Genomic DNA, 12,446 nt, shown 5'->3' with positions numbered 1-12,446 from the left:
AGGGGCTGCCGCCCGCCGTGGCCCTGCAGCAGGCCCGCGGCGCGGCGAGCTCCCGGTCGTCGCTCGGCACGTTGAGCTCGCTGTCGGACGTCCTGCGCCTGCTCTACAGCCGGGCCGGCACCTATCCCCCCGACGCCGAGCACCTGCCCGCCTCGGCGTTCTCGCCCAACACCGCGATCGGCGCCTGCCCCACGTGCCACGGCAGCGGCGTCGCCCGCAGTACGACCGAGGCCCTCATGGTCCCCGATCCGACCCTCTCGATCGACGAGGGCGCGATCGGCGTGTGGGCCAACCGTGCGTGGGTCGGCCTCAACGTGCGGCGGATGGTCACGAAGCTCGGCATGGACATCCACGCCCCGTGGAAGACGCTCCCACAGGCCGACCGCGACTGGCTCCTGTTCACCGACGAGGAGCCGCGGATGCTGCTGCAGGGCAACAAGCAGGGCGAGGCCAGCGCCTACCACGGTCACTGGTCGTCGGCGCAGAAGTTCCTCATGCGCAACCTCGCCAAGACCCAGTCACCCACGCAGCGCGAGAAGCTCGAGGCGTTCCTCGCCGAGGGGCCCTGCCCGACGTGCCACGGCAAGCGCCTGCGGCCGGCGGCGCTCGCCGTGACGTTCTCCGGGGTCGACATCGCCGAGATGGCCGCGATGCCCCTGTCGGAGGTGTGCGCGTTGCTCGCGTCGGGCCTGGACGAGCAGGCCCGCGGCACCGACCGGCACGGCGCCTCGGCGTCGAGCGCCGCCCGCTCGCTGGTCAAGGACTTCGGTGCCCGGGTCGAGGCGATCATCTCCCTCGGCCTCGGCTACCTGTCGATGGACCGCTCGAGCACGGCGCTGTCCCCCGGTGAGCTCCAGCGCGTACGCCTCGCCGGTCAGCTGCGCTCGGGTCTGTTCGGCGTCGTCTACGTCCTGGACGAGCCCTCCGCCGGGCTGCACCCCGCCGACTCCGAGGCGTTGTACGCCGCGCTGCGCGGGCTCGTCGCGAACGGCAACTCGCTGTTCGTCGTCGAGCACGACCTGGCGATCGCCCGCAACGCGGACTGGGTCGTCGACGTCGGTCCCAGTGCCGGCGTCCTGGGCGGGCACGTCGTGCACAGCGGTCCGCCCGCGGCCCTCGCGGACGTCGCCGGCTCGTCGACCGCCGAGTTCATGTTCCCGACCGACGCGCCGGCCGCCCTGGTCGCCGCCGAGCCGTCGGGGTGGCGCCGGCTCGACCACCTGACGCTGCACAACCTCGACGACGTCGCGGTGCGCCTGCCGATGGGCGTCATGACGGTCGTGACGGGGGTGTCCGGCTCCGGCAAGTCCTCGCTGCTGACGGCCATGACCGAGCGCATCGAGGCCGACAACGAGGGCTCGGACGACCCGCAGCGGATCGTGTCGATCGACCAACGTCCGATCGGCCGGTCCCCGCGCTCCAACCTCGCGACGTACACCGGCCTGTTCGACGCCGTCCGTCGCATCTTCGCCGCGACCCCCGAGGCCAAGGAGCGCGGCTGGGCCGCCGGCCGGTTCTCGTTCAACGTCGACGAGGGCCGGTGCCCCACGTGCCAGGGCGAGGGATTCATCAGCATCGAGCTGGTGTTCCTCCCGACGAGCTACTCGCCGTGCCCGACGTGCCACGGCTCGCGCTACAACCCCGAGACCCTCGAGGTGAAGCACCGCGGCAAGGACGTCGGCCAGGTGCTTGCGATGACGGTGCAGGAGGCCTCGGAGTTCTTCGCGGACGTGCCGGGGATCCTCCGCTCGCTCACGACGCTGCTCGACGTGGGCCTGGGCTACCTGACCCTCGGCCAGCCGGCGACCGAGCTGTCGGGCGGTGAGGCCCAGCGGATCAAGCTCGCCACCGAGCTGCAGCGCCCTCGCCGCGGCAGCACGCTCTTCGTGCTCGACGAGCCCACCGGAGGCCTGCACCCCGTCAACGTGCGCGACCTCGTGCGTGTCCTCGGCCGCCTCACCGAGACCGGCGACACCGTCGTCACGGTCGAGCACGACATGCAGGTCGTCGCGGCGGCGGACTGGGTCATCGAGCTGGGACCCGGCGGCGGGGACCAGGGCGGCACGGTCGTGGCGACCGGCACGCCCGCCGACCTCCTCGACGACTCGTCGAGCATCACGGGCCCCTACCTCCGTCGCTCACTGGAGCGCGTCGCGGGTTGACCCGAACGACGAAGGGCCCCGCCCCGGCATCGCTGCCGGGACGGGGCCCTTCGGGCGGACGGATCAGGCCAGGTCGAAGCGGTCGAGCTCCATGACCTTGGTCCAGGCGGCGACGAAGTCCGTGACGAACTTGTCGCGCGCGTCGGCGGACGCATAGACCTCGGAGATCGCGCGCAGCTGCGAGTTCGAGCCGAACACGAGGTCGACCGCGGTGGCGGTCCACTTCAGCTCGTCGGTCGAGGCGTCGCGGATCTCGTAGACGTTCTCCTGCGACTCCGACGTCTTCCACCGCGCGCCGGGCGCGAGGAGGTTGGCGAAGAAGTCGTTGGTCAGGACGCCCGGACGATCCGTGAGGACGCCGTGCTCGACACCGTCGACGTTGCCGCCGAGGGCGCGGAGACCACCGACCAGCACCGTCATCTCGGGCGCCGTCAGGTCGAGCATGTACGCCCGCTCGACCAGCTGGGTCTCGGGCTGCAGCTTGTCGCCGGACCGCAGGTAGTTGCGGAAGCCGTCGGCCCGCGGCTCGAGGACGCGGAACGAGTCGACGTCGGTCTGCTCCTGCGTGGCGTCGCCACGGCCCGCGTGGAACGGCACCGTGACCTCGACGCCGGCGTCCTTCGCGGCCTTCTCGACCGCGGCGTTGCCCGCCAGGACGATCAGGTCGGCCAGCGACACCTGCGCGCCGCCCGCGGCGTTGAACTCCGACCGGATGCCCTCGAGCTTGTCGAGGACCGTCGCGAGCTGCTCGGGCTGGTTGACCGCCCAGCTGCGCTGCGGCTCCAGGCGGATGCGCGCGCCGTTGGCGCCACCGCGCTTGTCGGTCGAGCGGAACGTCGCGGCCGAGGCCCACGCCGTGCCGACCAGCTCGGAGACCGAGAGACCGGACTCGAGGACCTTGGCCTTCAGCGACGCGACGTCGGCGTCACCGACGAGCTCACCCTCGTTGGCCGGGACGGGGTCCTGCCACAGCTGCGGCTCCGGCACCCAGGGACCGAGGTAGCGGTCGACCGGGCCCATGTCGCGGTGCAGCAGCTTGTACCAGGCCTTGCCGAACGCGATCGCGAACTCGTTGGGGTTCTCCAGGAACCGGCGCGAAATCTTCTCGTACGCGGGGTCGAAGCGCAGGGCCAGGTCGCTCGTGAGCATCGTCGGCTTGCGCTTCGGGGAGTCCGCGGCCGGGCCGGGGACGATGTCCTCGGCGTCCTTGGCGACCCACTGGAAGGCGCCCGCGGGGCTCTTGGTGAGCTCCCAGTCGTACTTGAACAGGAACGTGAAGAAGTCGTTGCTCCACCGGGTCGGCGTCGAGGTCCAGGTGACCTCGAGGCCCGACGAGATCGTGTCGGCGCCCTTGCCGCTGCCGTACTCGCTCTTCCAACCCAGGCCCTGCTCCTCGAGCGGGGCGGCCTCGGGCTCGGGGCCGACCAGGTCGGCGTCGCCGGCGCCGTGGGTCTTGCCGAACGTGTGACCGCCGGCGATCAGCGCGACGGTCTCCTCGTCGTTCATCGCCATGCGCGCGAACGTGTCGCGGATGTCGCGGGCCGACGCCAGCGGGTCGGGGTTGCCGTTGGGACCCTCGGGGTTGACGTAGATCAGGCCCATCTGGACCGCGCCGAGGGCTTCCTCGAGCTCCCGCTCGCCGCTGTAGCGCTCATCGCCCAGCCAGGTGTCCTCGGGGCCCCAGATGATCTCCTCGGGCTCCCAGACGTCCTCACGGCCGAACGCGAAGCCGAACGTCGTGAAGCCCATGTCCTCGAGGGCGACGGTGCCGGCGAAGACCAGCAGGTCGGCCCAGGAGATCTTCTGGCCGTGCTTCTGCTTGACCGGCCACAGCAGGCGGCGGGCCTTGTCGAGGTTGGCGTTGTCGGGCCAGCTGTTGAGCGGGGCGAACCGCTGGTTGCCCTCGCCGGCGCCGCCGCGACCGTCGTAGATGCGGTAGGTGCCGGAAGCGTGCCAGCTCAGCCGGACGAACAGTCCGCCGTAGTGGCCGAAGTCGGCCGGCCACCAGTCCTGCGAGGTGTTGAGGACCTCGACGACGTCACGCCGCAGCTGGGCGAGGTCGAGCTTCTTGAACTCCTCGGCGTAGACGAAGTCGGGGCCGAGCGGGTTGCCCTTGGACGAGTGCGCGTGCAGCACCGACAGGTCGACCTGGTTGGGCCACCAGTCCTTGTTGCCGTGCGGACGGCCGCTCTTGACCGTGGGCGAGTCGATCGCCGGGTTCTCGCTCTCGCTGCCGTGCGCGGCTGCGGAGTCCTGCATCACGGGGCATCCGGCCTCGGCCTTGCGGTCGACGCCCTGAGGGCTCTCGGGGGTTTGGCTGTCGTTCATGGGATTCCTTCCGAAGGGGTCGAGCTGGCGGTCAGTGGGTGGAGCTGGCAGACGCGGTCGTGCACTCGGAGCAGGTGCCCCAGTAGATGACCTCGGCCTCGTCGATCGAGAAGCCGTGGTGATCCGACGGGGTCAGGCACGGGGCGCCGCCGACGGCGCAGTCGACGTCGGCGATGGCGCCGCACGAGCGACAAACGACGTGGTGGTGGTTGTCGCCGATCCGGGACTCGTAGCGGGCCACCGACCCGGACGGCTGGATGCGCCGCACCAGGCCGGCGGTCGTGAGCGCCTTGAGGACGTCGTAGACCGCCTGGTGGGAGACCTCGCCGAGATCGGCACGCACGGCGCCGAGGATCGAGTCGGTGTCGGCGTGCGGGTGGTCGTGGACCGCGGTCAGCACCGCGATCCGGGGCCGGGTCACGCGCAGGTCGGCCGAGCGCAGCTGCTGCTCGTACGTACTGGTGGCGGACACCTCTGAAGCCTCCCCCATTTTCTTGAATGAGTCAAGACAACACGCGGAGGAGAGGCGGGACTTCGGGGCACCCCCTAGTTTGGGGACGGGAGAAAGGTGCTGCGATGCTCGCGGACAGGTATGAGCTCGACCACGAGATCGGTCGTGGCGGCATGGGCGCGGTATGGCTCGGCCGCGACACGGTCCTGAGTCGCACCGTCGCGATCAAGCAGATCGGCATGACCCACGGGTCCGTGGCGCCCGACCTCGACCGGGCCGAGCGGGAGGCCCACCTCGCGGCCCGGGTCAACCACCAGAACGTCGTCGCGGTCTTCGACCTCGTCGACGACGGCGGCCACCAGTGGCTCGTGATGGAGCACGTCGACGGCCCGACCCTCGCCGCCCTCGTCGCGGAGCGAGGCGCCCTCGCGCCCGAGGAGCTGGCCCCCGTCCTCCGGCAGATCGCGGGCGCGCTCGCGGCGGCCCACGAGCACGGGATCGTGCACCGAGACGTCAAGCCGTCCAACATCCTGCTGACCTCCGACGGGACCGCCAAGCTCTCCGACTTCGGCGTGGCCCGGGCGCAGGCAGATGCCGCCCTGACCCAGACGGGTCTGGTCACCGGATCCCCGGCGTACCTCTCCCCGGAGGTTGCGATGGGCCGCAACGCGACGTCCGCCAGCGACGTCTGGTCGCTCGGCACCGCGATGTTCCACGCCCTGGCCGGCCACGCGCCGTACGACATCGGTGACAACGTGCTCGGCGGGATGTACCGGATCGTCAACGAGGAGCCCCCACGCCTGGCCGGTGGCGGAGCACTCGCCCCGCTCGTCGAGGCGATGATGCAGCTCGATCCCGAGGCGCGGCCGACGATGGCCGACATCGAGCGTGCCGTGAGCGACGCCGTCCCGGTGCCAGTGGTCGCGGGTGCCGTGGCCACGGCCGGCGAAGGAACCGTCGCCTTCGCGCCGCTCGAGCCGGCCGACCCGCCGACCCTCGCGGCACCGCCCCTCCCACCGGCGGACCTGCCGCCTCCCCGCACCCACCGCGACAGCGGTCGCAACCGCCGCCTCTGGGTCGCCGGCGGCGGCGTCGTGGCGATCATGGCGGTCGTCCTGCTGATCGCGCTGACCCGCGACGGCGACCCCGCACCGACCACTCCGTCGGCAGCCGAGCCCAGCACGGGCCAGACCTCCGCCAGCGCGTCGCAGAGCCCGGACCCGACGCCGACCACGGACGGCCAGGCCGCGCCGACGTCCGCCGAGCTCGAGGGATTCGCCAGCGACTACCTGACGGCGGCGAGCAACGACCCGAAGGACGGCTTCGCGCTCCTGACGCCCGGCTACCAGGACGACAGTGGCGGCTTCAGGGGCTACAAGGGGTTCTGGGGCAAGGTCAAGGACCTCGACGTGCAGACGGTGCAGGGCGATCCGGACCAGATGACGGTCTCCTACACCTACTCCTACGACTACAAGGGCGACCGCATCACCGAGGACGTGACCCTGCGGCTCGAGCCCACCGGCGACAGCTTCCTCGTCGCCGGGACGGTCTGACCGCGACCCACCCCGCACACCCCGCACACCCCGCGCGGCCCGCACGCCGAGACGCCGTTAGGTTCCTCACACGCCGAACGCGGAATGGCGCTGCACGAACGTCGTTGAACCAGACAGGCGCTCGTCCATCGGCGGCGCCTCCGCAACGTTCAGGAGCATTCGATGTCTGATGTCTTCACGCCGATCAAGGTCGGCACCTGGGATCTTCCGCAGCGGTTCGTCATGGCCCCCCTCACCCGCAACCGTGCCGGTGAGCAGCAGGTGCCCCGCGACCTCGCGGTGACCTATTACGCACAGCGCGCCGGTGCCGGCCTCGTCATCACCGAGGGCACCCAGCCCAGCGCCGTCGGCCAGGGCTACCTCGACACCCCCGGCATCCACTCCCCCGAGCAGGTCGAGGGCTGGCGCAAGGTCGCCGACGCCGTCCACGCCGAGGGTGGTCGCATCGTCGTGCAGCTCATGCACGTGGGCCGCATCGCGCACCCCGACAACAAGCACGGCCTCGAGACCGTCGCGCCGAGCGCGCTGCAGGCTCCTGGCACGATGGTCACCGCCGAGGGCAAGGTCGACCACGTCGTCCCCCGCGCGCTGGAGACCGACGAGATCCCCGGCATCGTCGAGGACTTCGTGCACGCCGCCCGGTGCGCCATCGAGGCCGGCCTGGACGGCGTCGAGATCCACTCGGCCAACGGCTACCTCCTCCACCAGTTCCTCGCGCCGTCGTCGAACGAGCGCACGGACCAGTACGGCGGCTCTCCCGAGAACCGGGCACGGCTGACCCTCGAGGTCACGGCGGCCGTCGTCGACGCGATCGGCGCCGACCGGGTCGGGATCCGCATCTCACCCGCACACAACATCCAGGGCGCCGACGAGAAGGACCCGGCCGACGTCGCCGCGACGTACGGCCACCTGGTCGACCACCTCGCGCCGCTCGGGCTGGCGTACCTCAGCGTCCTGGCCGACCCGCGGACCGAGCTCGTCAAGGACCTGCGGGCCCGCTTCGGCGGCATCTTCATCGCCAACACCGGCTTCTCCACCGTCACGGACCTGGCGGAGGTCGAGGAGCTCGTCGACGGCGGCCTGGCCGATCTCGTCGCGGTGGGCCGGCCCTACCTCGCGAACCCGGACCTCGCGGTCCGGTGGAGCACGGGCGCCGCACTCAACGAGCCCGACGGTGCCACGTTCTACGGCGGTGGCGCCGAGGGCTACACCGACTACCCGACGCTCCACGAGGCGACGGCCTAGGCTTCGGCCCATGGCGACCCTCATCCTCGTGCGGCACGGCCGGACGACCGCGAACGCCGGCGGGATCCTCGCCGGCCGGACCGCCGGCGTCAGCCTCGACGAGGTCGGCCGGGACCAGGCGGCCCGGACCGCGGAACGACTCGGTCCGGTGCCGCTGGTCGGCGTCGTCTCCAGCCCGCTGGAGCGGTGCCGCCAGACGGCCCGGACGATCCTCGACCGGCAGCCCGGCTCACCCGTGCGGCTGATCGACAAGGGCATCACGGAGTGCGACTACGGCGACTGGCAGGGGCGGACGATCTCCGAGCTGGCCAAGGAGGACCTGTGGTCCGTCGTGCAGCGGCAGCCGTCGGCCGTGGTGTTCCCCGGGGGTGAGTCGATGCCCACGATGCAGGCCCGCGCCGTCGCGGCGGTGCGCCGCCGCGATGCGGAGTTCGAGGCCGAGCACGGGCCCGGTGCCGTGTGGGCCGCCGTGAGCCACGGCGACATCATCAAGTCGATCCTCGCCGACGCCCTCGGGATGCACCTCGACCTGTTCCAGCGCATCCACGTCAACCCGGCGTCGATCTCGATCATCCGCTACGGCGCGTCGCGACCCGACGTCGTCGCGACCAACACCGATGCCGGCGACCTGTCCTGGCTGGCCACGAAGCCCGCCGACGACGATGCCGTGATCGGCGGCGGGGCGGGCCACGAGACGCCCGATCCGGCCCGCTCCTAACATGGATCCCATGCCTCCCCTCGTCCACGGATTCGACTGGCCCGACCGTTTCGTCGTCGGCACCGTCGGGGAGCCGGGGTCGCGCACGTTCTTCCTGCAGGTCCGCAGCGGCAAGCAGCTCGTCAGCGTCTCGTTGGAGAAGGAGCAGTCCGCCGCCCTCGCCCAGAAGATCGAGGAGGTCCTCGACGAGCTCATGTCCGACGAGGGCAACCCGTTCAGCGTCCCGGCCATCACCCCCGAGGGCTTGGTCGACAACGACCCGCTCGAGCAACCCGTCGACGAGCTGTTCAGGGCCGGTGCGATGAGCCTGGGCTGGGACCCGATGACGGCCCAGATCATCATCGAGGCCTTCCCCATCATCGAGGTGTCCGAGGACGAGCTCGAGGTGCTGGACCTCGATGAGATCGAGCCCGCCGAGGTCCTCGTGGTCCGGATCCCGGTGGGGACGGCCCGCGCCTTCTCGAAGCGGACCCGGGAGGTCGTCGGCGCCGGGCGCCCGATCTGCCCCCTGTGCCGGCTGCCGATGGACGCCGACGAGCACATCTGCGAGCTGCCCGACGGGTTCCGGTGACGGTCGGGGACCTCGTCGACGGCGACCTGGAGCTGTCGGGCCGGATCATGCCGGCGTCCAACGCGACCTTCGTCGGGACGATCGGCGACGTCACGGTCGTCTACAAGCCCGTCGCCGGCGAGAAGCCGCTGTGGGACTTCCCCGACGGCCACCTCGCCGATCGGGAGGTCGCGGCGTACCTCGTCTCGGAGGTGCTCGGCTGGGACGTCGTCCCCCGCACGTGGCTGCGCGACGGTCCGATGGGGATCGGCATGGTCCAGCTGTGGCAGGACGTCGATCCCGAGCAGGACGCCGTCGACCTCGTGCACTCCGGCGACATGCCCGAGCACGGCTGGCGTCATGTCTTCGAGGGCTACGACGGTCAGGACCGGCCGGTCTCGCTGATCCACGAGGACACCCCCGAGCTGCGCCGGATGGCGGTGTTCGACATCGTCACCAACAACGCCGACCGCAAGGGCGGGCACGTCCTGGAGATGGCCGGCGGCCACCGGCACGGGATCGACCACGGGCTGACGTTCCACGCCGAGCACAAGCTCCGGACGGTCCTGTGGGGCTGGCTCGGCGAGGACCTCGACCCCGAGGAGCGGGCCGGCGTCGAGCGGGTCAGGGCAGCGCTGGCCGCCGACCTGGGCGAGGCGTTGTCGCCCCTGCTGACGGGGCGCGAGCTCGCGGCGCTCGCCGCCCGCTGCGACCGGCTGCTGCGCGAGGGCCGGTTCCCCGCGCCCCGCGGCGACATGCCGGCGATCCCGTGGCCGCCGTTCTGACTACCCTCGGACCCATGACCCCGGACGTCCTGCTCGTCGGCTGCGGCGACCTCGGTGCCGACATCGGCGGCCGCCTCTCCGCTCGCGGGCACGACGTCCTCGCGATCCGCCGGCGGGCCGAGCTCGTGCCGGCGCCGCTGCACGGGCTCGCGGCCGACCTGACCCGCGAGCCCCCCGCGCTGCCCCCGCTCGCGCTGACCCAGCTCGTGGTGGCCCTCACGGCCCGCCCGCGGACCGAGGAGTCGTACCGCGCGACGTACGTCGACGGGCTCCGCCGCGCGCTGGACGCGCTCGAGGCCGCCGGCCAGGTGCCGCGCCGGGCGGTCCTCGTCTCGTCGACCGCGGTCTACGGCGACATCGGTCCCGAGCGGCTGATCGACGAGACGACGGTCCCGCGCCCGTCCGACGGCCCCGCCCGGATGCTGCTGGCGGCGGAGCGGCTGTTCGCCGACCGGGTGCCCGGCGGCACGGTGCTGCGCCTCTCGGGACTGTACGGACGCGGCGGCGCCCGGCTCGTCGACCAGGTCCGCACCGGCGGGGTCACCGATCCGCACCGCTGGACCAACCGCATCCATCGCAGCGACGCGGCGGCCGCGGTGGTCCACCTGCTGACGCGGGACGGGCAGCCCGGGCCGCTCTACGTCGGCACCGACGACGAGCCGTGCCAGCTCGGGGACGTCGCGGCACACCTCGCGCCGCGGCTCGACGCCCCGGCCCCGCCGGCCGCGGATCCCGCGCAGGGACACGGCAAGCGGCTGTCGAACGCGCTCCTGCGCGCGAGCGGCTGGGTGCCGGAGCACCCGACGTACCGCGAGGGCTACGCCGAGGCCTGACCCACGGGTCAAGGCCTCGAGCCGGGTCGTGCGGGTTGCCGCACACCTGTTCCCGGCCGCCCATGCTGCGGTCTTCAGCGCTCCCGTCGGCCGGCGCGTCCTGTTTGAATCGAGCTGGGCGACGCCTTCGTCGCCCTCCCCAGGACAGAGAGGCTTCATCATGTCGTTCGTCACCGTCGGCCAGGCGGAGGGCCAGGACATCCAGGTCTTCGTCGAGGACTACGCACCCCTCGCGGAGGGCACCGGCCAGACCGTCGTGCTGATCCACGGCTACCCGCTCGACGGGCGCTCGTGGGAGAAGCAGATCATCGCCCTGCTCAAGGCCGGCTACCGCGTCGTCACGTACGACCGTCGCGGCTTCGGCCGCTCGAGCCAGCCCACCACGGGCTACGACTACGACACCTTCGCCGCCGACCTGAACGCCGTGCTCGAGGCCCTCGACCTCACGGACGTCGTGCTGGTCGGCTTCTCGATGGGCACCGGCGAGGTCGGACGTTACATCGGGATCTACGGCACCGGGCGGGTCGCCAAGGCGGCGTTCCTCGCGTCGCTCGAGCCGTTCCTGCTGCAGACCGAGGACAACCCGGCCGGGGTGCCGGCGGAGGTCTTCAACGGGATCAAGGCGACCGCCGCGGCCGATCGCTTCAGCTGGTTCGACACCTTCTACCACGACTTCTACAACCTCGACGAGAACCTCGGCAAGCGGGTCAGCGAGGCCGTCGTCCGCGCCAACTGGAACACCGCCGTCGGCGCGTCGTGGTACGCCGCCTCCGCGGTCGTCCCGTCGTGGCTCACCGACTTCCGGGCCGACATCCCCCGGATCGACGTCCCCGCGCTGATCGTGCACGGGACCAGCGACAACATCCTGCCGATCGACTCGACGGGCCGCGAGTTCAGCAAGGCGCTGCCCCAGGCGACCTACGTCGAGATCGAGGGCGCTCCCCACGGCATGCTCTGGACGCACGCCGACGAGGTCAACAACCTCCTGCTCGACTTCCTCGCCAGCTGACCCCGCGCGCCCCGGGGGACGCTGTAGAACGGACACATGACAGCGCATCCCCCTCCTCCCGAGTCGTTGCGGCGGACCCTGACCCATGAGGTCGTCGTGCTGGACGGCGGGCTGTCGACCGTCCTGGCGGACCTGGGGTGCGATCTGTCGTCCGACCTCTGGACCGCCGCCGCGCTCCGGGACTCCCCCGAGCGCGTCGTCGCGGCGCACCGGACGTACTTCGCCGCCGGCGCTCAGGTCGCGACGACGGCGAGCTACCAGGCCAGCGTCGAGGGGTTCGAGGCACTGGGGATGACCCGCACGGAGGCCGCGGACCTCGTCCGCCGGAGCATCACGCTGGCGCGCCGGGCTCGGGACGAGCACGCCGCCGGGTGGGTCGCGGCGTCGGTCGGGCCGTACGGGGCGACCCTGGCCGACGGGTCGGAGTACCGGGGCGGCTATGACGTCTCGACCGCCACGCTGCGGGACTTCCACGCCCGCCGGCTCGACGTGCTGGCCGCGGCGGAGCCAGACGTCCTCGCCGTCGAGACGGTTCCCGACGTCCGCGAGGCCGAGATCCTCGTCCCGCTGCTGGACGACCTGGGGATGGACGCATGGTTCTCCTATGCCGTGGCCGAGGGCCGGACCCGGGCCGGTCAGCCGCTCGAGGAGGCGTTCGCCGTCGTGGCCGGCAGCCGCTCCATCGTGGCCGCGGGCGTCAACTGCTCGGCACCGGGCGAGGTGCTCGGCGCCCTGACGGCGGTCCGGTCGGCGGGAATCGACGCGGGCGTCGCCTATCCCAACCAAGGACGGGCGTGGGACAGCGAGACCCA

General features: G+C 71.9%; 11 protein-coding genes. 9 read left to right on the top strand and 2 right to left on the bottom strand.

Annotated elements, in window-relative coordinates; genetic code table 11:
- On the top strand, positions 1-2,162 hold a 2,162-nt coding region (locus JWQ91_RS08735), incomplete at its 5' end, for an excinuclease ABC subunit UvrA (protein ID WP_297782540.1).
- A gap of 63 nt (positions 2,163-2,225) precedes the next feature.
- Here the strand turns inward: JWQ91_RS08735 and katG are convergent.
- Together katG and JWQ91_RS08725 are read right to left on the bottom strand one after the other, a co-directional pair.
- Positions 2,226-4,490, bottom strand: coding sequence for a catalase/peroxidase HPI (gene katG, locus JWQ91_RS08730; RefSeq protein WP_297782538.1), 2,265 nt, complete (start codon positions 4,488-4,490; stop codon positions 2,226-2,228).
- A gap of 31 nt (positions 4,491-4,521) precedes the next feature.
- Positions 4,522-4,962: a Fur family transcriptional regulator gene (locus JWQ91_RS08725; protein WP_297782536.1), complete on the bottom strand. Its 441-nt coding sequence runs from the start codon at positions 4,960-4,962 to the stop codon at positions 4,522-4,524.
- A gap of 104 nt (positions 4,963-5,066) precedes the next feature.
- Here JWQ91_RS08725 and JWQ91_RS08720 point away from each other — a divergent pair, with 104 nt between their 5' ends.
- The 8 genes from JWQ91_RS08720 to mmuM form a co-directional block, all read left to right on the top strand.
- Complete coding sequence (locus JWQ91_RS08720; RefSeq protein WP_297782534.1) at positions 5,067-6,494, top strand: serine/threonine-protein kinase; 1,428 nt, start codon at positions 5,067-5,069, stop codon at positions 6,492-6,494.
- 162 nt (positions 6,495-6,656) lie between these two features.
- Positions 6,657-7,739, top strand: coding sequence for an alkene reductase (locus tag JWQ91_RS08715; protein ID WP_297782532.1), 1,083 nt, complete (start codon positions 6,657-6,659; stop codon positions 7,737-7,739).
- A gap of 10 nt (positions 7,740-7,749) precedes the next feature.
- A complete protein-coding gene (locus tag JWQ91_RS08710) occupies positions 7,750-8,457 on the top strand; it encodes a histidine phosphatase family protein (RefSeq protein WP_297782530.1) in 708 nt (235 codons plus the stop codon).
- 10 nt (positions 8,458-8,467) lie between these two features.
- Positions 8,468-9,028, top strand: coding sequence for a DUF3090 domain-containing protein (locus tag JWQ91_RS08705; RefSeq protein ID WP_297782528.1), 561 nt, complete (start codon positions 8,468-8,470; stop codon positions 9,026-9,028).
- Positions 9,025-9,792, top strand: coding sequence for an SCO1664 family protein (locus JWQ91_RS08700; protein ID WP_297782526.1), 768 nt, complete (start codon positions 9,025-9,027; stop codon positions 9,790-9,792). Before JWQ91_RS08705 ends, JWQ91_RS08700 begins: the two co-directional genes overlap by 4 nt.
- 14 nt (positions 9,793-9,806) lie before the next feature.
- Entirely contained in the window at positions 9,807-10,625 is an 819-nt protein-coding gene (locus tag JWQ91_RS08695; RefSeq protein WP_297782523.1) for an NAD-dependent epimerase/dehydratase family protein, read from the top strand.
- Between the two features lie 160 nt (positions 10,626-10,785).
- On the top strand, positions 10,786-11,634 hold the full coding sequence (locus JWQ91_RS08690; protein WP_297782519.1) for an alpha/beta hydrolase: 849 nt from the start codon (positions 10,786-10,788) through the stop codon (positions 11,632-11,634).
- A gap of 36 nt (positions 11,635-11,670) precedes the next feature.
- On the top strand, positions 11,671-12,446 hold a 776-nt coding region (gene mmuM, locus JWQ91_RS08685), incomplete at its 3' end, for a homocysteine S-methyltransferase (protein ID WP_297782517.1).

Origin of the sequence: Aeromicrobium sp. (assembly GCF_025965075.1) — a bacterium.
Classification (GTDB): Bacteria; Actinomycetota; Actinomycetes; order Propionibacteriales; family Nocardioidaceae; genus Aeromicrobium.
Note: the sequence above shows the minus strand (reverse complement) of the source record. Positions and strands in the feature narration are given on the sequence as shown.